The sequence below is a fragment of the Cytobacillus firmus NBRC 15306 genome (assembly GCF_001591465.1).
GTDB classification, from domain to species: Bacteria; Bacillota; Bacilli; order Bacillales; family Cytobacillaceae; genus Cytobacillus; species Cytobacillus firmus.
Map to the genome: position 1 here is coordinate 57,258 of NZ_BCUY01000001.1, position 23,467 is coordinate 80,724.

The following is a 23,467-nucleotide window of genomic DNA, read 5'->3' on the forward strand; positions in this document are numbered from 1 at the left end:
TATGAAAAACAACAAAGCCTTCCTGCTATCTGCCTTTTTCTGTACCACATTATTTATTTGCTCAGGTCTCTTAATCTATAGAATGCACACTGAATATAAGGCAGAGGCAGCTGAAGCCAAATCTGTTCAATTGCATGCTGAAAACAGGGAAACTGCCGAGGGTAATAAAATCCTTATTGAAAGGGTGACCTTGGGAGCTATTGGAGACATCCTTATACATGATTGGGTATATAATGATGCAAAAACAAAAACAGCCTATGATTTCAAACCGATGTTTGAACATGCAAAATCGCTATTAAGTACGCCCGATCTCTTACTTGCCAATCAGGAGACTATTCTGGGCGGCCACGAAATAGGGATTTCCAGTTACCCAATGTTCAACAGCCCTCAGGAAGTGGGGAATGCTCTCATTGATGCAGGCGTTGATATTGTTTCAACTGCCAATAACCATTCACTCGATAAGGGAGTCAAGGGCTTGGGAGCATCTCTGGATTATATGGACCAAATTGGATTGCCGCATGTGGGAACAAGCAGAACACCAAGTGAGCAGCAAACCTTGAAAATACTCGGCAAAAACGGAATTAAAGTTGCCTATCTTTCTTATACATACGGCACAAACGGAATTCCCGTTCCGTCAGGGAAAGATTACCTCGTAAATCTCATTGATGAAACCGCAATGAAAAAAGAAATTAAACGGGCTAAAGACGGAGCTGACGTCGTTGTGATGAGTATGCATTGGGGAGATGAATACCAGCTTCAGCCAACAGAGGAGCAAAAGAGATTAGCTGAGACTCTCGTAAATGAAGGTGTTGACATTATCTTCGGCCACCATCCGCATGTTCTTCAGCCTATGGAGTGGATTGACAGAAAAGACGGCGGCCGGTCATTGGTCGTATACTCGCTTGGCAATTTCTTATCCGGACAGATGCGCGATTATAAGGATATAGGCGGACTTGCAACCGTGGAGGTTACAAAATATATTGATCAAAATGGGGTGGATATCAAACTTTCCGATCCTGGCTTCGTCCCGACCTACGTCAGCAATAAACAGCTGAAAAATTACCGGATCGTGCCGCTCGAGGATGCTGCAAGCTTTGGTTTACCCCATGCAAAGTCCAAATTTGCCGAAATTATGAAACATATGATGGGAAATGTTCAGTGAAGCGCTTTATAGCGCTTTTTTTGTGTAAAAAATGGTAAAATATCTTGTATGCAGGGAGGTTCGATTATGAAAACCGCTTACGTTAATAAGTCTCTTCCTTTTTTGCAGCTAAGTGTATTCACCGCTGGCGTATTGCTTTTTCAATTGAAGCTTTTCGCTTTAGCTTTCATACTTTCGTTTGGACTTATCATTTTTTTATTGCTCCTCTCAAAGCAGGAGCGTGTTTTTTCCTGGACCATTGCCGGATATTTAACAGGCAGCCTTTTGTTTCTTTATGGCGATAAGCTGCTTGATGCACTGCCTCTTCCATACTATATCTTAATGATATTGAATCGGTTTCTTCTGGTGATCCCGATCCTGCTGCTGGTCTATATTTCAATAAAGTTTAATAAATCGGCTATCCCCTATTTGCGGAAACCGGATTGGAATTCCCTCATATTTTTCCCTTTTATATGGAGCGGCTTCCACTCAATAAAAATAAAGTATTTTCTTATCATTGCTGTCATAATTAATTTTGCTTCATTTGCTTATTCAATTTTTTCTGCTGAACACTCCTTTTCATTGGACTTTTTACTATTCCTGATTGGCTTCTCAATTGTAAATGGAATAATGGAAGAGCTTTTATGGAGAGGAATCATCTTATCCAGAATGGCTGAACTGTCAGGAGAAAAAGCAGCAGTTCTTTTTTCCGGGCTGGCATTTGGTTTTTCTCATATGATACTTGGCTACTCATTTATTTTGTGTCTGCTGTTTGCTGTCGGCGGAATATTTTACGCCGCTGTCACAGTGAAATCCCGAAGCATCTTTCCTGCTTTCATATGGCATATTGCCATGAACGTATTTATGATTTTAAGCGGATTAATACCTTTTCGGGATAGTTGAATGCTGCAAATGCCATCAAAAAAGAAATACAGCAGACATTTTATTCGCGCATAGGGAAAAACTAGCCTATAATATGACTATCACCCAGGAGGAGGAATTTCAAATGAACATACATATCGAAGATCAGGCTGCCCAATGGTATCAGGAAGAAATGCTCTTAAAAAAGGGTGACTATGTCCGCTTTTTTGCAAGGTATGGAGGCTGCAGCACTGTGCAGCAGGGATTTTCACTAGGGGTCTCGAATGAACAGCCACATGACGCTGGAGTGCAGACCGAAAAAAACGGAATTACTTACTTTATCGAAGAAAAGGACTTATGGTATTTTGATAATCACGATTTATTCGTGACATTTAATGAAAAAGCACAGGAACCTGAATTCAAATATAACAATGAGTAAAAGAAGCAGACACCGCCTGCTTCTTTTTTTTCGGAAGATAAGAATAATTTCTGAAGCTGGATAACTGTCCAGCTCCGGGCGCCTTCCGCTTTTCTTATTCCAGCTGTTCCAGCTGCTCCAATAGCTTCTCTTTTTTAAGGATTTCCTTCTGCCTCGCACCAATTAAATCAAAGTGTGAGTAGCCATCAGTCCGATAATCAATCCACTCTGGCTTAAGCCCATGCGATTCTCCCCAATCTATCAATTTCTTCAAATCAGAACATCCGACCTTTGTGACCGTTTTACACCCAGGGAATCGCTCATCCAGCCAATAATGAGTTAAAAAAGCAATTTCTCCACGGTCTATTTTCCTCTTCCATTCTTGAAGATCTTTTCTTCGAAGGCCGAATGCCATTTCTATTCTCCATCCTTTAGTTTATCGCAGGTTAAGGCAGTAAGACTCCCACTTATTGAAGTTTCACTTATCTGACAGCACCTTCAGGCTGCTTTTTCGCTTTTTCGTATGCTTCATGCCAATCAGGATATTTCTTTTTAATTGAAATTGGGCGGAAATTATCCTGTTTGACGCAAACATGCTTTGACAAGCCTGTTACGGCAAGCTCTCCTTCATCATTGAATATTTCATATCCGTAGCTGACGCGGAAACCGTCATACTCTTCGATCCAGGTTTTAATTGTTGCAGTCTGCCCGTAGCGCAATGGTTTTTTATAAGAAGCAATAATATCCAGAACAGGAGAAATAATTCCATCCTTCTCCATTTCAGCATAGCTGAATCCAAGATCTTTAATGATCTGTGTCCGGCCAAGTTCCATCCATACCAGGTAATTGGCGTGATATACTACTCCCATTTGATCTGTTTCTGCATACCTTACCTCTATTTCTTTTGTTGAGATGAGCATCCCTATTCCCCTTTACTTATTTTATTTAAAGCTATTTCGAAATCCGGCTTCTCCAAAATGCTTACCTGCTCAATATCCTCAGCAAGTCCTGAAACAATTCTCATGGCCTGTGCCTGAATGGCCTCATCAGCAAGATTGGCCGCAAAACGTCCATTCCCGTTTACTTCAATCTTTGATAAAGTGTGGTTAAGGTAATCCTTTGCTTCCTCCGTTAGTGTGTATTCATATTTTCCAGCATATGAAATAATAATTTCCAGGAGCTCTGGGGTTGAATAATCTTTGAAATGAAAGAACTTTTTGAATCGGGATTTTAACCCCGGGTTACTTGACATTAGCTTCTCCATTTCATTTGGATAGCCAGCCAAAACAACGACAAGATTTTCATTATGCTTTGTCATTTCATCCACTAACGTATCAATGACTTCTTTGCCAAAATCTCCTGATGTCTGAGAAAGAAGTGAATATGCCTCATCAATGAATAGGACACCACCCAATGCCTCTCTTATCTTTTTCTTTGTCTTGATAGCAGTTTGGCCAACATAGCCGGCTACAAAATCAGCACGGCTCGCAACTATCAAATGTCCGCGTTTCAGAAATCCGCATTCCTTCAGCAATTCTGCATAGATCTTTGCTACAGTCGTTTTTCCTGTTCCCGGATTACCGGTAAATACTGAATGAAGCTGGATAGGGACAACCGGAAGACCTCTTTCACGGCGCACCTGCTGCATTTTAACAAAGGACACTAAATGTTGAACTTCTTTTTTAACTGTTTCAAGTCCGATCAGCCGGTCAAGCTGCTCCCGAGGATTCATCAGCTTTTCTTCTTCTTCACTTTCAAAATCTTCTTTTTCCAAAAGTGTATAAGACATGATGTTTTCGTTACTTTTTGCTTGAGAGCCTTTTTTAAAAATCGCATCCAGAACAATGTTTCTTACAGTCCTGGCATTACCGAATGTATCATCAACCCGCTCTTTCTCAATACGTTTGCCCAGTTCCTGCTTTGCTCCTTCAGTAAGAACATAATCATTATCGGCAGACAGCTTCTCAGCAATCTGCAAAAGCTCCATATTCGAATAATCAGGCAGTGCAATAAAGTTCGACTCCGGGAAACGGCTGCGGAGACCAGGATTGCTGTCGAGAAATTGTCTCATTTCTTCTGGATAACCGGCCATGATAACCGCAAACTTTCCCCCGTATTCAGTTCCGGTCATCAGCGATACAAGGGTATCAATGGCAGTTTGTCCATAATCACTGCCAGTCTGTCCCTCACGCTTTAAGCTGTAAGCCTCATCAATGAACAGTACACCGCCGATCGCCTTTTCAACAGCAGCCCTGACATTTTCTTCTGTTTGCCCGACAAATCCTCCAACCAGCTGTGACCGGTCTGCTTCGATTACTTCTTCCCGAGGCAAAACACCAAGGCTGTGATAAATCTTCGCCAAAAGCCTGGCGATCGTTGTTTTGCCCGTACCTGGATTCCCGGTTAGTATCATATTGAGGCTGAGTTCATCCTTCGTTTGAAAACCAAGGGACTTTCTTTCGTTTTGATATTTTAAAAACCGGTAAAAATCATGAACTCTGCTCTTGACCGAGTGCAGCCCAACCATTTCATTAAGTTCAATAAGCGGATCGGTTTGTACATCAGATTCCTCTTCCTCTGATTCAAATATCTCTTTCCATTCAATTTTAAGTCTGCTGATGGCATTCAAGTGGCTTTTCATATCGGTATAATAAGTTGAAGTATGGAAGACACCTGATATGGATTGTTCATATTCCTCGGAAGCCTTTAAAAGAAAAGCTGTCTCTTCAATCGCTTTTTCAAGTATTTCAGTCAGCTTCCGGTATTCCGCATCCTCATAGGCATGCTGCTTTTTCTGCAGGTCTTCTAACTCGTCATCCGCTTTGTTCATAAAGCTTCGGCAAATTTCTATAAATTGCTCAGCTGTTTTCTTTTTAGCTGCCCTGTTATCGGTTTCCCGAATCGGCGGGAAAGTCAGGGCTTCAAGAAGATTGCTTTTATTTTTCCATTCGGATTTTCCTAATTGGGCTGCTGCCATTGTATTCCCAGTGTCCAGTTCAACCGCTTTCTGCAGCCATGCACTGGCAAGAGTATCATCAGTATTTTTGTTTAGCCGGGATATAGCAGCCATGGCCAATAATTCCGAAAGCAGACCCGGATCTGTCTTTTCATTGATATTCTTTATCACATCTAGCAATTCTGCTTCATTTTGTATGTATCCGTATTGATCCAGCTCATTCTTCCAATGGCCGGCCTTAATTTCTTCTGATTTTGCCTGTCTATTCTGCTGTGTCATCGATTATCACTTCTTCTTCTTAGTTTCCTCAACTTATCTTACCATATTTCAATAATTATCTATAAGGATGCGCTCCTTAGCTCCATAGGAAAAGACCTAATCACATTCGATTAGGTCATGAAGGTGTCAATAATTATTGTTCTCGCTGCTATTGCCATTTTGCTGAGCTTCGTATTCATCCTTTATTTCTGAACGGAAAGCGTCAAGACTTTCACGGCGGCGTTCATTTTTAGCTTCAATTCTGGCAAGATCTTCAGCATTGGCATACTTCATTGATTCTTCAGCTTCATCCATGTTCTCAATTGTATGAACGATCATGGATTGAAGCTTTTCAACGTTATCGCTGCGGTCATCCGGGTTTGGTCTGTTATGTGCCATGGTATGTTCCTCCCTTTGTTAGGTGATGGTTCAAAGTTAGTTTGTGAAAGAACAAGAAAAATATTGGCGGAAAAGTGTGGTTCGCTTGCCTGATATACCAGAAATGTTGAGAAACAAAAGAACCTGCCCTATATAAATGGCAGGTACTCCTATCAATTATTCGCCTTTAGTTTGTATCACTTGAGCATGCTGTCCGGATTTGTCCTGCATTTTCTTGCCTTTGTTGCCGCCAAATCCGCGTGATTGTGTACCAATATGGTTCGGATTGAAATGATTAGGGTGCCTTTTTGGATTACTCATTCATATCCCTCCTCATTATTAAGTTTGTGCATTTGAAGAGGGTTTCATGATTGGCAAGTAATTCTATTCAGCCTTGTTCAGACGTTTAAGCTCGAGGCGCTCTTCGATTCTTTCCATAGCTTCTTGATCTTTAAGCAGCTGGCGTTTATTTTCTAGTACTAATTCAGCAAAGGAGCGTTTTCTAGGCTTTCTCATAAATCTTTCACCTTCCTTTAATAACATTGTAACAATCATTATCTCCAGAAAACCTTTAAATTATTACAACTTTTCGAAAATTCCATCCGCATATACCCAGACTACGTGAAAAAAGTACATTTGGTTCGAAATTATTAATGCAATATTCAGAAAATACCTATTCTTAATAAATTTTTCCCTTTTTATTTCACCGTAAACCTATACAAAAAAAACATCTGCATATGCAAATGTTTTTCTACATTTCATCTATATACTGATTCATAAGCTCCAGGGACATCGCACTTAAATACTTATTCCGAATGATTCCTTCTTCATCAATAAAAAAAGTGGTAGGAATTGTTATTATTTGATAGGCATTAGAAGCTTTTTCGTCCACATCAAGTAAAATCGGAAAATTCACTTTCATTTGTTCAGCAAACCCTGCAACATCAGATTGGGGATCGATGTTCACCGCCAATATAGCAACATCATTTCCCTTCTGAGTATAGAATTTTTGAATATCAGGCATTTCAGCTTTACACGGAGGACACCAGGTTGCCCAAAAGTTTAGCATGACTTTTTTTCCTTTGTAATCTGAGAGCTTAACTGTTTCCCCTTGCAGGTTTTTCAATTCGAAATCTGGGGCTTTCAAGCCTATTCCTAATCCTGTCTGATTAACGGGCTGACTTTCGACTTCACCTTTTTCAAAAGCCTGCACTACAAAAACCGCGGTGATAATGATTAATAACACAGAAGCTGCAAACATTTTTTTGAACATGCTGTTTTTCCTCCCGGCTATTCTGCCTTTTTGCTTCCTTGATTGTATTTTAACCTAGAAAAGCAAAATTAATAAGGTTCTGAACAGCCAATAAGACAGCATAAATGTGACAGATCCGTAAACAATTCCATGAATCCATGTATTAAGCGGATAGTTGTATTTCTTAATAGCCAATACTAAATAGAATATAGCAAAAAAGGCTCCTAAAATAATTCCTTTTCTTCCTCCAGAGAAATATAAAAATCCCATCGGGCTGCTTAGAATATTTTCTGTTTGGAAAAGGATTGAACTAAACTTATAAGTAAAAAACCCAATAAGAACTGAATTCAAGATGACATTCAGAAAAACTTTTTTATATTCCCCGCTGTCTCTTAAGACTTGAACAATAATGAAATAAGAAACAATTCCTGAAAGCAGGACTATAACCCATTCGTACTTCACTAAAAATGGTCCAATCAAAAAAGCACCCAATGTCAGCCCTCCAAATTACAGATACAATCAAGATACCTAAACCCGTATATTTTGTAAATAAAAAAAGCCGCAATGTGAGCAAACACATAGCGGCGGGTCAAAATTAGTTAGCCAATTTATCACGAAGAACCATTTGCAGGATTCCGCCATGACGGTAGTAATCGATTTCAACTTCAGAGTCGAAACGGACAAGAACTTCGAATGTAGTCTGGCTGCCGTTTTCATCTGTAGCTGTAACCTTAACAAAGTCACGTGGTCTAACATTTTCATCGATTTGAACATCGATCGTTTCTTTTCCTGACAAGCCAAGAGTTTCTGCACTTTCGCCTTCCTTGAACTGAAGTGGAAGAACTCCCATTAGAACAAGGTTAGAACGGTGAATACGCTCATAGCTTTCAGCAATAACTGTTTTAATTCCAAGCAGGTTCGTACCTTTGGCAGCCCAGTCACGGGAAGATCCCATTCCATAGTCTTTGCCGGCAAGAACAACAAGGCCAGTTCCATCTTCTTTATACTTCATGCAAGCATCATAGATAGATGTAACTTCACCTGTTGGCCAGTAAGTTGTGAATCCGCCTTCTGTGCCTGGCGCAATTTGGTTGCGGATACGGATGTTTGCAAATGTACCGCGCATCATTACCTCATGGTTACCGCGTCGGGATCCATAAGAGTTAAAGTCACGTGGTTCAACACCGTTCTCGCGAAGATATTTTCCTGCTGGCGTATCTTTGCCGATCGCACCTGCCGGAGAAATATGGTCAGTTGTTACAGAATCACCGAACTTGCCGACAACACGCAATCCTGATAAAGGTTTAACTTCATCAGCATTAGGAGTTAAGCCTTCGAAGAACGGAGGATTCTGGATATATGTTGAATTATCATCAAATGAATATAAAGGCTCATTGCTAGTTTGAATTTGATTCCAGCGAGCATTGTCGTCAAATACATGCTCATATTCTTTACGGAACAATTCAGGTGTAACAGTCTGTTTAACCACTTCATTAACTTCAGCAGTTGAAGGCCAGATATCGTTAAAGAAGACATCATTGCCATTCTTGTCTTTTCCGATTGGCTCGTTTTGAAGATCGATATCGACTGTTCCTGCAAGTGCATAAGCAACTACTAATGGCGGAGAAGCCAGGTAGTTTGCTTTTACAAGCGGATGAATACGTCCTTCAAAGTTACGGTTGCCGGAAAGAACAGATGTTACAAGAAGATCGCTTTCGGCTACAGCCTTTTCGATTTCTTCTCTTAATGGACCGGAGTTACCGATACATGTTGTACAGCCATAACCAACAAGGTTGAATCCAAGCTGTTCCATGTATGGAAGAAGTCCTGAATCACGCAGGTATCCGGTAACAACCTTTGATCCCGGAGCCAAAGAAGTTTTTACGAACTTAGGAACTTCCATTCCAAGTTCAACTGCTTTTTTCGCCACTAAACCTGCACCAACTAAAACGTAAGGGTTTGAAGTATTTGTACAGCTAGTGATTGCCGCAATGGCAACAGCACCCGTTTTCATCTTGGTTGAATCGCCATTTGCAAATTCAACAGTAACTTCTTTGTCGATTTCTTTTTTATTCAAGCCAAAGCCCTGGTTGCCCTGTGGAGCAGTGATCGCGTCATTGAACTCCTTTTTCATTGCTGAAAGCGGAATTAAATCCTGCGGACGCTTAGGACCTGAAAGGTTCGCTTCAATTTCGGAAAGATTGATTTCAACTACATTTGTGTATACCGGCTCTAGAGATGGATCGAAGAACATTCCATTTTCTTTGCAGTATTTTTCAACAATCTTGATTTGCTCTTCAGGACGTCCAGTCAGGCGCATGTAATCAAGGGCTTCTGCATCAACAGGGAAGAAACCGCATGTTGCACCATATTCTGGAGCCATGTTGGCAATTGTAGCGCGGTCAGCCAATGGAAGCTGTATGACACCAGGGCCGAAGAATTCTACAAATTTGCCAACCACTCCTTGGCTGCGCAGTACTTGAGTTACCTTTAATGCAAGGTCAGTAGCAGTAGTTCCGTTAGGAAGTTCGCCAGTGAGCTTAACCCCTACAACTTCAGGAACAGGGAAATATGAAGGCTGACCCAGCATACCTGCTTCAGCTTCAATACCTCCTACACCCCATCCAAGAACGCCGATGCCGTTGATCATGGTTGTATGGGAGTCAGTACCTACAAGAGTATCAGGGAAAGTTTCGTAATCGCCTTCCGTTGTCTCAAGCGCATGTACAACATTCGCAAGGAACTCAAGGTTTACCTGGTGAACAATACCTGTTGCAGGCGGAACTGCACGATAATTGTCAAAAGCTTTTTGTGCCCAGCTCAAGAACTGGTAACGCTCTGCATTTCGCTCGAATTCAAGCTCCATGTTGGCTTCAAGTGAATCAGGTGTTCCATACTTATCTACCTGTACTGAGTGGTCAATAACCAGATCAACAGGCTTCTCAGGATTAATTTTGTCAGGATCCCCACCCATATCAGCCATCGCCTTACGCAATGAAGCAAGGTCAACTACTGCCGGAACTCCAGTGAAGTCCTGCAGAATTACACGTGATGGTTTGAAAGGAACATCTACTTCTTTTACTTCAGAAGTTCCCCATTTTGCCAGGTTTTCAACATGCTCTTTTGTAATTACACGGCCGTCATATTGACGAAGTACTGATTCCAATAATACCTTTATTGAATAAGGCAATTTGGAAACATTACCTACTCCAGCTTCTTCCAGAGCACCTAAATGATAGTAATGATAGCGCTTCCCGTCCAGATCAAAGGATTTGCGGGAATTGAACACATCGTTCTTTGCCAAATGTATTACCCCCTCTTTCAATAAACATCATATACCAAGTGTTAGGTAATTGTCGAAAAGTTTGAATTTTCATCCATCCTTACTTTTCTCACAATTCCTATATTAATACAACCTGCTATATAAGTAAATAACAAGAAAGTTATTGTTTTTGATAAGTTTTTCTTATCATAATTTCTTATTTACTTCATTAAGTCTTTTAAATGCCGTAATTGATAGTGTTTTTCAATTAGACAAAAATACCCTTAATTGCTTGGTTATTATTCTGCAAAAACGAAAAAGGTAATATACCGGTCCAAAAAACAACATAAATTGACATTATCCATGGAAAAATAGTACCAGGGAGGTGAATGACTATGGCTAAAAGAAAATCTAATCATATTATTGAGGGTATGAACGCCGCAAAAGGCCAGGGGATGGGCGCAGGGTATAATGAGGAATATGCCAATGAACCATTAACAGAAGCGCAAAAGCAAAATAATAAAAAGCGCAAGAAGAATCAATAAATGATTATACCCGGCTGAACAGCAGCCGGGTAAATTTCTAATATTGGTTAACATCTTCAACCATGGATCTTAAATCCTGCTGGAATCTCTCCAATTGTGCCCGCTGATGTTCCGATGCAACCTCAAGTGCATTTTCAATTTGAGCGTACGCTTCGTTTACCTCCTGCTTAAGATGTTTAAGCTGATGGCCGTAACTGGCAGAATCTTTTACAATTTCAGCATAAAGCTCCTGTGCATCTTCCATTCCCTGCTGTGCTGCCTGAAATGCCTGCTGTTTATCTTTATGATATGGCATGCTTTTTTCACTCCTAATAAAATTTGTACCATTAAATTGTGCAATAGCATCATAAAATATTCCGCGAAATCACTCAGGAGGAAATCTTGACATTCAGCCACATTTTGCAAGGCAATTTTTCAATGAAAAGAGACAAACTAACACATGAGATGAAGGTGAATATCACCTTGTATCTTTTCTACCCGTCAGCCATTAAGACGGCAGCCGGCATATCAGCTGCCTGGAGCGGAAGAAACATCCTATTATCCGAGGAGGGCTTCAATTGAACAAAAACAATGGCAAAGACATGCGCAGAAATGCACCTAAAGGACATAATAATGATGGACAGCCTGAACCATTAAGCGGCTCTAAGAAAGTAAAAAATCGTAACCACACCAGACAAAAACATAATTCACACCACGATATGTGAATGTAAAGAAGCAGCTGCCTTATCATCAGGCAGCTGTTTTTTCTTTAAACAGCAATTAAAGCATTTATTATGGTGTCCTCTTCATCGGCAGTTACTGTCCTAAGATCAATCAGAATTTCTTCCTTTTGAATCCTGACTATTATGGAAGAATTAATCCTTAATTGGCGGCCGATATGATCTGCTGAATATTGCCGGTGCTTTAAAACAGCAATCCAGGACGGAAGCTCTACCTCAGGCATCGTGCCACCCCCAACCTGTCCTGTACTTTCTCTCATTGAGCATACATAATCTTTCCCGGCAGCTTGTATTCTGTTAAGAAATTGGGATGTTCTCACTTTGAGTTCATCACTTGTCATCAAGACATCATGGACTACCGGAATATTTTTAAGACCCTCTTCGCCTTTTAAGTAATCAATTAGGGTGCCTTCAAGAGCAGCAATCGTCATTTTATCAACCCGAAGAACCCGGGCCAGCTGATGTTTTTTCAGTTTTTCGATTAAATCCTTTCTTCCGGCAATAATTCCAGCCTGAGGACCGCCCAAAAGCTTGTCTCCACTGAAAGAAACGATATCTGCTCCCTTTTTTAAAACATCGCTGACTGCAGGTTCATTTCCGATTCCTTTGCTTTTAAAGTCAAATAGTGCACCGCTGCCCAGATCTTCATAAAATATAAGGTTATTTTCTTGTGATAGTCGGGCAAGCTCCCCGGTGCAGACTTCTTTCGTAAAACCAATAATTTTAAAATTGCTCGTGTGCACCTTCATAATCATGGCTGTATCTTCATTTATCACTTTTTTATAATCTACCAGGTGGGTTTTATTTGTTGTTCCCACTTCAACGAGCTTTGCCCCGCTCTCTTCCATTATGCTTGATACCCTGAAGGAGCCTCCGATTTCAACTAGCTGTCCACGGGAAACGATTACTTCTTTTTCTTCCGCAAGAGCTCTTAAAATGAAATAAACGGCAGCAGCGTTATTATTGACTGCCATGGCTGCTTCTGCACCTGTCAGTTCTTTGACCAGATTTTCCAGGTGACTATGCCTGGATCCCCGTTCGCCTTCACCCAGGTTATACTCCAAATTGGAATAGTTCATGGCAGCTTCAAGCACATGATCCGCTGCAGACTTACTTAACCGTGCCCGGCCAAGATTAGTGTGAAGAATAGTGCCAGTAGCATTAATAACCCTTTTAAGTGTATATCCATACCGAACAGTGATTACCTCTTCTGCTTTTTGAAAAATTAGGTCCGTAAATTTCTCCGTACCTGGCTCCTCACCGGTCCAATTACCGGCAAGAATAGTATTCCTTATATCAGAAATTACCTCTTTCAGCATGTTGGTTGTATGTATAAAGTCAAGTCCATACTGTTTCATTAAATGAGTAAAACGCCGGTCTTTTTGCAGTTCATGCACCGGCAAAATCTTTCTGACTGTACTCTTCATAATATCCCTCCAGCATTTGCCCCGTTATTATATCATTTTTCACTAATTTGCATGAAATGAATACTATAGAATGAAACAAGGGGGTTTTGAAGTTGAACAAAAAGGAAGATTTCCATCCGTTTAATTTGAGTGAATTGGAAAAATGGATGGAGGATTATTACCTGGACCCGCTTTCTTCTTATTTGGATCAGATAACATTCCGCATCGACTTATACGATACGGAAGCGCAGATTATCGTTGAGGCGCTTTTAACCGGATGTGCATCAAAAGATGTAACCGTTTCCTTAAAAGAAGACAGCGTAATCATCAAAGCTGCTAAAATAGATGACACAGAAGCAATTCGGCGCGGTCATCCATGCATGCGTAAAGTAAAACTGCCTTTCTCAGTTGTGAATAAAATGGTTCGTGCTGAGTTTGCAAATGAGATATTAGAGATTTTTATCAATAAAAATGAAGCGGGACCGGGATGCAATAGAGAGATAATCATCGATTTATAAACTGAGCTAGAGGTTGCCTTTTACCCTTTGTTTACATAAATCAGCAAAAAACCTCCTCCGCCCGGAGAAGGTTTTTTACCGTTTTATTTTTGCATTTTTTCAATGATTTCTTTGGTTTTTGGAAAAACGCCCGTATCCAGCTTAGAATAAAGCTTTTCTCCATTCACTGTTATTTCAAAAGCTCCGCCCTTGCTTGGAACAAGCTCCATTTTTGAAATCTCAGAACGAAAGTTCGTAAATAGCTCTTCCGCGAAACTCGCGGCTTTAGGTGCGTAGTTTCACATCATGCAGAATTCAACTTTTACTTCATAAACCATATTTTAACCCCCGTGTGTAATTTGCTAAAATTATATATAATGACATTCTAGTATAACTATTTTATTACTGCAAATCGATTTGTTTTTCCTTCTAAATTGAAAGCAAAAAAATTTATGGAGTGATTTGATGGATGCACAAAAATACCTGCAGCGAATTAAAGTTTCGGCTGACCGTAATCTGGATCTTGAATATCTGACAAAACTGCAGAGCGGGCATATGCTCAATATTCCATTTGAAAACTTGGATGTGACACGAAAGATCCCCATAAGGCTGGACACAGATTCGTTTTTTGAAAAAATACTGCAACGGGGCAGGGGGGGCTTTTGCTATGAATTAAACGGTCTGTTTCAACTTCTCCTGTCAGAACTGGGATTTCAATCACATCTTATTTCCTGTACCGTTAAAAAGCCTGATGGATGGGTCAGAGAAGATTCTCATGCAGCCATACTGGTTTACTTGCACCAACTCCCTTATTTGGTTGATGTAGGGTTTGGTGATTCCGTCAGGCAGCCTCTGCCTTTAACCGGTGAGGAAAGAACCGATGTCAGCGGAACATACAGGATAAAATCAACATCTGGAGAAAAGTTTGATCTTCAGCGGCTTGAGGATGGCAAATGGAAAATTCTATACCGTTTTTCTGATAAGCCAAAGCAGCTCGATGACTTCCATGATGCATGTTTTTTCAATCAGACTTCTCCTGGATCCCATTTTACACATGGCGACCTAGCCACTATCGCTACAAAGAATGGCCGTATTACACTCTCAGGATTAACTGTCACTAAGTCTGAAGAATCCGGAAAAGAGAAATTCGAACTAACCGAGGAGGAAAAAAAGGAATTCCTCCACGAGCAATTCAATATAAAATTATAAAAGGGACAGCCAAACGGCGTCCCTCATGCTTTATTATAATTTTGTTCTAAGTTTATCAAGCATATCAGCAGTCATCTTGGCTAAATCAAAGTCTGCTTTGAATCCCCACTCTTCTTTAGCAGCAGAAGCATCAATCGAATTTGGCCAGCTGTCTGCAATCGCCTGGCGCACAGGATCCACTTCATAGGAAATTTCGAACCCCGGGATATGCTTTTTGATCTCAGCCGCAATCTGTTCAGGTTCAAAACTCATTGCTGTTACATTGAAGGAGTTGCGGTGGACGAGTTTATCTGCATCAGCTTCCATTAAATCAACGATGGCATTCAGCGCATCAGGCATATACATCATATCCATATATGTGCCTTGGTCGATGTAAGATGTATAGCGGCCATTTTTAATGGCTTCATAATAGATCTCAACAGCATAATCAGTCGTTCCGCCCCCCGGAGGAGTTACATAAGAGATTAAACCAGGGAACCTCAAGCCTCTTGTATCCACACCAAACTTGTAATAGTAGTAATCTGACAGCAATTCGCCTGCAACCTTATTCACGCCATACATCGTAGTTGGGCGGTGAATAGTATCCTGTGGAGTATTGTCCTTAGGCGTAGTAGGCCCAAATGCGCCAATGGAGCTTGGCGTAAAGAATTGTGCATTGCACTCTCTTGCCGTTTCAAGAGCGTTCATTAGCCCGCCCATATTTAAATTCCACGCAAATACAGGGTTAGCCTCAGCTGTAGCTGATAATAGAGCAGCCATATGAATGACTGTATCCACATTATTTTTCTTACCTGTATCCAGCATTGATTTTGCATCTGTAACGTCAACCATTTCAAATGGTCCTGAATTAGCAGCCTCAGAGTCATTTTTTCTGATGTCTGTTGCGATAACATTGTCCGTACCATAGATTTCTCTTAATTTCAAGGTTAGTTCAGAGCCGATTTGACCTAAAGCTCCAGTAATCATAATCCGTTTCATCTTATTCCTCCAACATTTCCTCTTTGCCTTAATTTTGATGCTATATATAGTCGAACTTAAATAATTCCCATTTCCTTGCCGACTTTTTCATAAATGGCGATTGCCTGATCCAGCATTTCTTTCGTATGTGCTGCAGATGGCATGTTTCTGACACGGCCCGTTCCCCTAGGGACAGTCGGGAAGACGATTGATTTTGCATAAACGCCTTCTTCATTGAGCTTTTTGCTGAATTCCTGTGTTTTCACTTCATCCCCAAGAATACAAGGAGTAATTGGTGTTTCGCTGTCGCCGATATCAAAGCCTAGTTTTTGGAGCCCGTCCTTAAGGTAGTTGGCATTTTCCCATAGCTTTTCATTCAGCTCTGTGCTTTCCATAAGCAGTTCAATAGCTTTCGTGCTTGCTGCTACATCTGCAGGTGTTAAAGATGTAGAGAATAGGAATGGTCTGCTGCGGACTTTCAGCCAATCAATCAAGTCCTTTTTGCCGGCCACATATCCCCCAACAACACCAATCGCCTTTGAAAGTGTGCCGATCTGGAAATCTATTTTGTCAGAAAGGCCGAAGTGCTTAACAGTGCCTGCTCCCTTTCCAAGAACTCCTGAACCGTGTGCATCATCCACATATGTGATCAGATCGAACTCTTCCGCGATTTCCACGATCTCAGGAAGCTTTGCGATATCGCCATCCATCGAGAAGACTCCGTCAGTAATAACCATGATTTTGTTGTACTGTCCTGATTCTTTCGCTTCCTTCGCTTTTGCTCTTAAATCTTCCATATCAGAATGATTTACGCGAATAATCTTGGCTTTGGATAACCGGCAGCCATCTATAATGGAAGCATGATTCAGCTCATCAGACAAAATGGCATCATTTTTATCCATAACAGCAGAAATCGCTGCCATGTTACAATTAAATCCGGACTGGTATGCGATGGCTGCTTCTGTATGTTTGAACTCAGCCAGCTTTTCTTCAAGTTTTGTGTGAAGTTCAAGCGTTCCATTTATAGTACGGACAGCACCTGCTCCAACCCCATATTTTTCAATTGCTTCGATTGCGGACTTTTTTAGTCTTTCATCAGTTGCCAAACCTAAATAGTTATTGGATGAGAGATTAATTAGTTCTCTGCCGTTGATTTTGATAATTGGCCCATTTGGGCTTTCAAGAGGGTCGATTACGTTGTAAAGTCCTCTATCTTTTAAATCCTCCAGGTTTTCCTGTAAAAAAGCATCTAAAATTTTGCTGGTCATATCAGTATCCCCCAGTACATTTTTATTGAATGTCGCCAACTCATACACAAGTGTACTTTCAGAGCGGACATTGTTTCATTAAGTAAATTAAGCTATGTAAAGGTTTTTTCAAATTATACTTTAACACATTTTTTTGATTTGTACACTTATGATGGACAGATTTTCTATTAGAGTTTCTTTGAGCTACCTTATAATCAGTTTTCCCTTTTATCTCGAAAAAATCAATTGAATAAATATACACATAATTGATCTGTTTACTCTATGATTACACAGGGAACCAATCAAACATAGAACTATAGGTCAGGCCATTAAGCCTTTGGAGGTATTTATTATAATGAAACATCCGCTAAATGTAACTTCGGAAATAGGAGAATTAAAAACGGTCCTTCTGCATAGGCCGGGTAAGGAAATAGAAAATCTCACACCTCAATATTTGAAAAGACTTTTATTCGATGACATTCCCTTTTTGCCTGCCATTCAAAAAGAACATGATTATTTCGCCAATATTTTAAGCAACCGGGGAATCGAGGTCTTATATCTCGATAAATTGATGACAGAAGCCATACAGCAGGACGAGGCCAGAGTCGCTTTTATTGAAAAGGTCTTATGGGAAAGTCAATCAAATATCAATGGTTCCTACGATACAGTGAAAGAGTATCTCTTATCTCTTCCGCCTGATGAACTTGTAAAGAAAGTGATGGCTGGTGTCGTTAAATCGGATATTGATCAGGATAAGAAAATCCATCTTCATGAAATGATGCCGGACCATTATCCTTTTTATCTCGACCCTATGCCCAACCTCTATTTTACCCGTGATCCGGCTGCGGTTATAGGTGAAGGCATTACGATTAATCGAATGCATGAGCCTGCAAGGAGAAGGGAATCCATTTTCATGGACTGCATCATGAATCATCATCCGCGTTTTAATAAACATGAGATCCCTGCTTACTTTAAGCGTGATGATCTCTACTCTCTTGAAGGCGGAGATGAACTGATTTTAAGTGATGAAGTGATCGCCATTGGCGTCAGTGCAAGAACTTCTGCACAAGGGATTGAAAAACTTGCGCGCGAGTTATTCTCCCGTCAGGATGCCATTAAAAAGGTTGTGGCAGTTGAAATCCCTAAAATTCGCGCATTCATGCACCTGGATACCGTTTTCACCATGATTGATCATGATAAATTCACCTACCACCCTGCTATTGAAGATAGAGATGGCAGCATGAAGATTTACATACTGGAACAGGAGGATAATTCTGATACTCTTAAGATTACAGAGAAAAACTCGCTGAAAGAAACATTGAAAGAAGTGCTTCATCTTGATGAATTAGTGTTAATCCCTTGTGGAGGAGGCTGCCCGATAGCATCGGCACGGGAACAATGGAACGATGGTTCCAATACACTCGCAATCGCTCCCGGTGTAGTTGTCACTTATGACCGAAACTATGTTTCAAACGACATCCTCCGGCAAAATGGGGTTGAAGTCATTGAAATTCTCAGCTCTGAACTTTCAAGAGGCCGTGGCGGTCCAAGATGCATGAGCATGCCGATCATAAGGGAAAATATTAGCTGATGAATCGGGCGGTTCCGGAACCGCCCGATTTTTTTATGAATACTATTTTTTTCACAGCCCCCTCTTTCTCCTTCCCTCCTTCTAAAAAACAAGTTCTTTTAAGAAAAAACGGAAATATAAATATACTAATGCCCTTTTCAAACAAGCACTCGTCAGCTCATTTTATAGGATGTTTCACTTAATAATTTATATTTATTTATAATAATTATAAAAAAGTATTGATTTTCCTTTGAGAAATGTTATCATTACGAATATAAGCAAGTTATTAAAACTTTTATGAGGTGATTATAGAATGACAAAAAAGAATAATCTCACGACAAGCTGGGGCGCCCCAGTTGGCGACAACCAAAATTCAATGACTGCCGGCTCAAGAGGGCCAACATTGATTCAGGATGTACACTTGCTGGAAAAGCTCGCCCATTTTAACAGAGAACGTGTGCCTGAGCGTGTTGTTCATGCAAAAGGTGCCGGTGCACATGGCTATTTTGAAGTTACAAATGATCTCACTAAATATACAAAAGCCTCATTTCTATCTGAAGTTGGCAAAAGAACGCCTTTATTCATCCGCTTTTCAACTGTAGCCGGCGAACTTGGTTCTGCAGATACAGTCCGTGATCCGCGCGGCTTTGCTGTTAAGTTCTATACAGAAGAAGGAAACTACGATCTTGTAGGGAACAACACGCCTGTATTCTTTATCCGGGATGCCATCAAGTTCCCTGACTTTATTCATACACAGAAGCGTGATCCTAGGACACATTTGAAAAATCCGACAGCTGTCTGGGACTTCTGGTCCTTATCTCCTGAGTCGCTGCACCAGGTAACCATCTTAATGTCTGACCGGGGAATTCCTGCAACACTAAGACATATGCATGGATTTGGAAGCCATACCTTCAAATGGGTTAATGATAAAGGCGAAGGCGTGTGGGTGAAATATCACTTTAAAACAGAGCAAGGCGTTAAAAACCTCAGTGTAGAAGCTGCAGCTAAAATGGCTGGCGAAAATCCGGATTACCATACAGAGGACTTATTCAATGCAATTGAGAATGGAGATTATCCTTCCTGGAAGCTTTGCGTGCAAATCATGCCGCTTGAGGATGCAAACACGTACCGTTTCGACCCATTCGATGTCACGAAAGTGTGGTCACAAAAAGATTATCCATTAATCGAAGTGGGACGTATGGTTCTCAATAGAAATCCGGAAAACTACTTTGCTGAAGTTGAGCAGGCTACCTTCTCTCCGGGAACTCTAGTACCTGGTATTGATGTGTCACCTGATAAAATGCTTCAGGGCCGCCTGTTTGCCTACCATGATGCACACCGCTACCGTGTAGGTGCTAACCATCAGATGCTGCCTATCAACCGCCCTAAAAACGAAGTGCAAAACTATCAGCGTGACGGCCAGATGCGTTTTGATAATAATGGCGGAGGTTCTGTTTATTACGAGCCGAACAGCTTTGGAGGACCAACTGAAGTACCGGAGCACAAGCAGGCTGCATACCCTGTATCCGGTTTAGCCGAAAGCGTTGCGTATGATCATAATGACCACTACACACAAGCCGGTGATCTATACCGCTTAATGAGTGAAGAGGAACGCTCACGTCTTGTGGCAAACATTGTTGCTGCCATGAAGCCTGTAGAAAAAGAAGAAATTAAGCTTCGTCAGATTCAGCATTTCTTTAAAGCGGATCCTGATTATGGTACACGTATTGCTAAAGGTCTTGGCCTGGCAGTTCCGCAGGGAGTTAAGTGAACCATTAGAAATAGCGAAAGGTGCCAATAACCTAATTGGCACCTTTTTTCCGGGTGAAGTGTTAGTGTGACCCCCTTTTTGCTGATCTCCCAACATTACTTCCCGCCTATTTTTCAATGCCATAAAATCAACATCCAGCTTTAATAAAGAGCCTTTAATTAAGAATGGGCAGACTTCAATTTATCCCAATAATCGAATTGCATTTTTCACAAGAAATAACTTTAGATAGAAAAAACAGTCTAAATCTAGTAAGATATCCACATGGAATATTAGAGAAGGGGTAAAAAAATGAGCGTATTAAATGTACAAAATTTAAGCCACGGTTTCGGTGATCGTGCGATTTTTAATGATGTGTCTTTTCGGCTTTTAAAAGGTGAACACGTTGGACTAGTTGGGGCAAATGGTGAGGGTAAGTCTACTTTCATGAATATTGTTACCGGGAAGCTGCAGCCCGACGAGGGGAAAGTTGAGTGGTCACGAAAAGTTCGTGTTGGTTACTTAGATCAGCATGCTGTACTTAAAAAAGGCACTACGATGCGTGACGCTTTGAGTACTGCTTTTCAATATCTTTTTGATGCTGAATCAGAGATCAATGAGCTTTATGCAAAAATGGGTGATGAAGGTGCTGATATTGATGCATTACTTGCAGAAGTTGGAGAGCTGCAAGAAACTTTAGATAGTAATGATTTCTATCAAATTAATTCAAAAGTTGAGGAAGTTGCCCGCGGCCTGGGATTAGATGATGTTGGACTTGATCGTGATATAGATGATCTTAGCGGCGGGCAGCGCACGAAAGTTTTACTGGCTAAGCTTTTGCTGGAAAAGCCGGAAATCTTATTACTGGACGAGCCTACAAACTATTTGGATGAACAGCATATCGAATGGCTGAAGCGCTATTTACAGGAATATGAGAATGCATTTATCTTGATTTCACATGATATTCCATTCCTGAACAGTGTTGTTAACTTGATCTATCACATGGAAAACCAAGAGTTGAATCGCTATGCTGGTGACTATGATAACTTCTTAAAAGTATATGAAACGAAAAAGCAGCAGCTGGAGTCTGCATACAAGCGTCAACAACAAGAAATTGCAGATTTAAAGGATTTCGTTGCCCGCAACAAGGCAAGTGTTGCAACTCGTAATATGGCAATGTCCCGTCAAAAGAAGCTCGACAAAATGGAAATTATTGAATTGGGGAGAGAAAAACCGAAACCAGAGTTTATTTTCAAAGAAGCTCGTGCAGCCAGCCGCTGGATTTTCACGACTGAAGATCTTGTTATTGGTTACAATGAACCACTTTCCCGCCCTCTGAATTTGAAAATGGAACGCGGACAAAAAATTGCATTCGTGGGTGCTAACGGCATTGGTAAGTCTACTCTTTTAAAAAGTATTCTTGGATTGATTAGTCCCATTTCGGGTAAAGTGGAACGCGGTGAGTATCAATACATCGGTTACTTCGAGCAGGAAGTTAAACAGTCAAACTACAACACTTGTATTGAAGAGATTTGGAGCGAGTTCCCAAGTATGAATCAGGCTGAAGTTCGTGCTGCTCTTGCAAAATGCGGATTAACGACGAAACATATTGAAAGTAAAATCGAAGTCCTTTCTGGTGGTGAAAAAGCCAAAGTTCGATTGTGTAAAATTTTAAACACAGAAACGAATTTATTAATTCTGGACGAACCTACCAATCACTTGGATGTGGATGCAAAAGAAGAATTAAAGCGTGCTTTAAAGGCATACCGAGGAAGTATCCTGATGGTTTCCCACGAACCTGATTTCTATCGTGAAATTGCGACCGATATTTGGAATTGTGAGGATTGGACTACGAAAGTTTTTTAATTTCAATAAACAAGTTTAAATGGTATTAGGTCAATAAAGAGACATACTCACAATCCCCTGCCACGCAGGGGATTTTTTCATTTCAGGCCGCCATTTTATCAGGTTCAAACATTGTTCACAAAAGATTCTTATTTACCTTCAAGTGCTCCATATATACCTTCTAACTGACATACACAGGATATTTCCTATAAATGGACCACTAAAAAGCAATACAGGTAATGGTCTATTCGTGTATAATGAGGGGAGTTTTCAATAATGGAAGCGGTTCAATTTATTCCAAAATAATTGACAAAGGACTTAAATCATTTATGATAAAAAAGAAAATTGCCTGGATTACAGACAGCACAGCCTATGTTACTAAGGAGATGCTGGGACATCCTGACGTTTATGTGGTTCCTCTAACTATTACATTCGGTGAGGAATCCTATGAAGATGGTATTGATTTAAATACAGATCAACTGTATAGCCGGATTCGCAATGAAAAAGAAGTTCCTAAAACTTCACAGCCCTCCGCCGGAAAATTTGCGGAACTATTTGAATCATTGAAGCCGGAATATGATGCTGCAGTTGCTGTTCATGTATCCAGCAAACTTAGCGGCACGCTAAATAGCTGTATAGCCGGAGCAGAGCTGGCAGAGTTTCCTATTTTCACAGTCGATTCTAAATGTATGTCTTTTGCCATTACAACATTGATCAATAAAGGATTAAAGCTTGCTGAAAATGATATGCCGGCGCATAAAATTGCGGATATCCTGCAAAGTGAGACAGAGAAATCCGAGAATTATATATTGCTTGGAAGCCTTGAGCAATTTTATAAGGGCGGCAGAATGTCAGGCACACAATACCTGCTGGGAAGCATTTTGAAAATAAAGCCAATTATCCGCATTAACTGGGATGGGGAGTTTGAACTGTTTGATAAAGTCCGTTCAGAAAAAAAAGCAATCAAAAGAATGATAGAATTTCTTGGGAATTCGTATGAAAACCACACAATCCCCCAGGTTCAAATCATGCATGGGAATGTGCCTGCAAAGGCGGAGGAGCTGGCCGAAGAAATAAAGTCTCATTTTCCGCGCCTCGATATTTTCATTGGTGATATTAGTTCAACGATCGCTGCCCATGCCGGTGAGGGAACACTGGCCATTATTTGGCAGAACGAAAGTTAAAAAAGCACTCTCCAA

The 23,467-nt window shown here is 40.7% G+C and carries 25 protein-coding genes and 1 pseudogene; 12 read left to right on the plus strand and 14 right to left on the minus strand.

Going from position 1 to position 23,467, the window contains the following annotated elements; genetic code table 11:
* The first annotated feature begins 1 nt into the window (after position 1).
* The 3 genes from BFI01S_RS00285 to BFI01S_RS00295 all read left to right on the plus strand — a co-directional run bounded on the left by BFI01S_RS00285 (position 2) and on the right by BFI01S_RS00295 (position 2,441).
* On the plus strand, positions 2–1,162 hold the full coding sequence (locus BFI01S_RS00285; RefSeq protein ID WP_061790815.1) for a CapA family protein: 1,161 nt from the start codon (positions 2–4) through the stop codon (positions 1,160–1,162).
* A gap of 66 nt (positions 1,163–1,228) precedes the next feature.
* A complete protein-coding gene (locus tag BFI01S_RS00290; protein WP_061790816.1) occupies positions 1,229–2,044 on the plus strand; it encodes a CPBP family intramembrane glutamic endopeptidase in 816 nt (271 codons plus the stop codon).
* Between the two features lie 103 nt (positions 2,045–2,147).
* Positions 2,148–2,441 carry a HesB/YadR/YfhF family protein gene (locus tag BFI01S_RS00295; protein ID WP_061790817.1) on the plus strand — a complete coding sequence of 98 codons (294 nt, stop codon included), beginning with the start codon at positions 2,148–2,150 and terminating at the stop codon, positions 2,439–2,441.
* A 94-nt stretch (positions 2,442–2,535) separates the two neighbouring features.
* On the opposite strand, the gene BFI01S_RS00300 is transcribed toward BFI01S_RS00295, so the two are convergent.
* The 9 genes from BFI01S_RS00300 to acnA all read right to left on the minus strand — a co-directional run bounded on the left by BFI01S_RS00300 (position 2,536) and on the right by acnA (position 10,568).
* A complete protein-coding gene (locus BFI01S_RS00300; RefSeq protein WP_061790818.1) occupies positions 2,536–2,835 on the minus strand; it encodes a hypothetical protein in 300 nt (99 codons plus the stop codon).
* A 67-nt stretch (positions 2,836–2,902) separates the two neighbouring features.
* Positions 2,903–3,340, minus strand: a complete 438-nt coding sequence (locus tag BFI01S_RS00305; protein WP_061790819.1) for an acyl-CoA thioesterase — start codon at positions 3,338–3,340, stop codon at positions 2,903–2,905.
* 2 nt (positions 3,341–3,342) lie between these two features.
* Entirely contained in the window at positions 3,343–5,655 is a 2,313-nt protein-coding gene (locus tag BFI01S_RS00310) for an AAA family ATPase (RefSeq protein WP_061790820.1), read from the minus strand.
* A gap of 126 nt (positions 5,656–5,781) precedes the next feature.
* A complete protein-coding gene (tlp, locus tag BFI01S_RS00315) occupies positions 5,782–6,033 on the minus strand; it encodes a small acid-soluble spore protein Tlp (protein ID WP_061790821.1) in 252 nt (83 codons plus the stop codon).
* 156 nt (positions 6,034–6,189) lie between these two features.
* Positions 6,190–6,333 (minus strand): acid-soluble spore protein N, encoded by a 144-nt coding sequence (locus BFI01S_RS00320; protein ID WP_035332449.1) that lies wholly within the window; start codon positions 6,331–6,333, stop codon positions 6,190–6,192.
* A gap of 63 nt (positions 6,334–6,396) precedes the next feature.
* Positions 6,397–6,528: an FbpB family small basic protein gene (locus BFI01S_RS00325; RefSeq protein ID WP_172581920.1), complete on the minus strand. Its 132-nt coding sequence runs from the start codon at positions 6,526–6,528 to the stop codon at positions 6,397–6,399.
* Between the two features lie 235 nt (positions 6,529–6,763).
* Positions 6,764–7,285, minus strand: coding sequence for a peroxiredoxin family protein (locus BFI01S_RS00330; RefSeq protein WP_061790823.1), 522 nt, complete (start codon positions 7,283–7,285; stop codon positions 6,764–6,766).
* A gap of 54 nt (positions 7,286–7,339) precedes the next feature.
* A complete protein-coding gene (locus BFI01S_RS00335; protein ID WP_061790824.1) occupies positions 7,340–7,756 on the minus strand; it encodes a hypothetical protein in 417 nt (138 codons plus the stop codon).
* A gap of 103 nt (positions 7,757–7,859) precedes the next feature.
* Complete coding sequence (gene acnA / locus BFI01S_RS00340) at positions 7,860–10,568, minus strand: aconitate hydratase AcnA (RefSeq protein WP_061790825.1); 2,709 nt, start codon at positions 10,566–10,568, stop codon at positions 7,860–7,862.
* Positions 10,569–10,921: 353 nt separating this feature from the next.
* Between acnA and sspO the strand changes: the two genes are divergently transcribed.
* On the plus strand, positions 10,922–11,071 hold the full coding sequence (sspO, locus tag BFI01S_RS00345) for a small acid-soluble spore protein SspO (RefSeq protein WP_061790826.1): 150 nt from the start codon (positions 10,922–10,924) through the stop codon (positions 11,069–11,071).
* Between the two features lie 37 nt (positions 11,072–11,108).
* On the opposite strand, the gene BFI01S_RS00350 is transcribed toward sspO, so the two are convergent.
* Entirely contained in the window at positions 11,109–11,366 is a 258-nt protein-coding gene (locus BFI01S_RS00350) for a hypothetical protein (protein WP_061790827.1), read from the minus strand.
* 86 nt (positions 11,367–11,452) lie between these two features.
* Between BFI01S_RS00350 and BFI01S_RS00355 the strand changes: the two genes are divergently transcribed.
* Complete coding sequence (locus BFI01S_RS00355; protein ID WP_061790828.1) at positions 11,453–11,632, plus strand: hypothetical protein; 180 nt, start codon at positions 11,453–11,455, stop codon at positions 11,630–11,632.
* Positions 11,629–11,775: a small acid-soluble spore protein P gene (locus BFI01S_RS00360; protein ID WP_076256329.1), complete on the plus strand. Its 147-nt coding sequence runs from the start codon at positions 11,629–11,631 to the stop codon at positions 11,773–11,775. The genes BFI01S_RS00355 and BFI01S_RS00360 overlap by 4 nt, the downstream gene beginning before the upstream one ends.
* Positions 11,776–11,819: 44 nt before the next feature.
* On the opposite strand, the gene selA is transcribed toward BFI01S_RS00360, so the two are convergent.
* Positions 11,820–13,217, minus strand: a complete 1,398-nt coding sequence (gene selA, locus BFI01S_RS00365) for an L-seryl-tRNA(Sec) selenium transferase (protein ID WP_061790829.1) — start codon at positions 13,215–13,217, stop codon at positions 11,820–11,822.
* A gap of 92 nt (positions 13,218–13,309) precedes the next feature.
* Here selA and BFI01S_RS00370 point away from each other — a divergent pair, with 92 nt between their 5' ends.
* Positions 13,310–13,714, plus strand: a complete 405-nt coding sequence (locus BFI01S_RS00370; protein WP_061790830.1) for an Hsp20/alpha crystallin family protein — start codon at positions 13,310–13,312, stop codon at positions 13,712–13,714.
* Positions 13,715–13,797: 83 nt separating this feature from the next.
* On the opposite strand, the pseudogene BFI01S_RS22160 reads toward BFI01S_RS00370, so the two are convergent.
* A pseudogene (locus BFI01S_RS22160) lies at positions 13,798–13,980 on the minus strand (Rdx family protein); the annotation flags it as partial.
* A gap of 178 nt (positions 13,981–14,158) precedes the next feature.
* Here BFI01S_RS22160 and BFI01S_RS00375 point away from each other — a divergent pair.
* Positions 14,159–14,902 carry an arylamine N-acetyltransferase family protein gene (locus BFI01S_RS00375; RefSeq protein ID WP_061790831.1) on the plus strand — a complete coding sequence of 248 codons (744 nt, stop codon included), beginning with the start codon at positions 14,159–14,161 and terminating at the stop codon, positions 14,900–14,902.
* 33 nt (positions 14,903–14,935) lie between these two features.
* Here BFI01S_RS00375 and BFI01S_RS00380 read toward each other — a convergent pair whose 3' ends face one another.
* Positions 14,936–15,880 (minus strand): L-threonine 3-dehydrogenase, encoded by a 945-nt coding sequence (locus tag BFI01S_RS00380; protein WP_061790832.1) that lies wholly within the window; start codon positions 15,878–15,880, stop codon positions 14,936–14,938.
* Between the two features lie 56 nt (positions 15,881–15,936).
* Positions 15,937–17,127, minus strand: a complete 1,191-nt coding sequence (locus tag BFI01S_RS00385) for a glycine C-acetyltransferase (protein ID WP_061790833.1) — start codon at positions 17,125–17,127, stop codon at positions 15,937–15,939.
* A gap of 334 nt (positions 17,128–17,461) precedes the next feature.
* Here BFI01S_RS00385 and arcA point away from each other — a divergent pair, with 334 nt between their 5' ends.
* The 4 genes from arcA (at position 17,462) to BFI01S_RS00405 (ending at position 23,452) form a co-directional block, all read left to right on the plus strand.
* The gene (gene arcA / locus BFI01S_RS00390; RefSeq protein ID WP_061790834.1) at positions 17,462–18,697 is read left to right on the plus strand and encodes an arginine deiminase; all 1,236 of its coding nucleotides are present in this window, start codon (positions 17,462–17,464) and stop codon (positions 18,695–18,697) included.
* A 292-nt stretch (positions 18,698–18,989) separates the two neighbouring features.
* Entirely contained in the window at positions 18,990–20,447 is a 1,458-nt protein-coding gene (gene katA, locus BFI01S_RS00395; RefSeq protein ID WP_061790835.1) for a catalase KatA, read from the plus strand.
* 288 nt (positions 20,448–20,735) lie between these two features.
* Positions 20,736–22,289, plus strand: coding sequence for an ABC-F family ATP-binding cassette domain-containing protein (locus tag BFI01S_RS00400; RefSeq protein WP_061790836.1), 1,554 nt, complete (start codon positions 20,736–20,738; stop codon positions 22,287–22,289).
* Positions 22,290–22,597: 308 nt separating this feature from the next.
* On the plus strand, positions 22,598–23,452 hold the full coding sequence (locus BFI01S_RS00405) for a DegV family protein (RefSeq protein ID WP_061790892.1): 855 nt from the start codon (positions 22,598–22,600) through the stop codon (positions 23,450–23,452).
* Positions 23,453–23,467 lie beyond the last annotated feature (15 nt).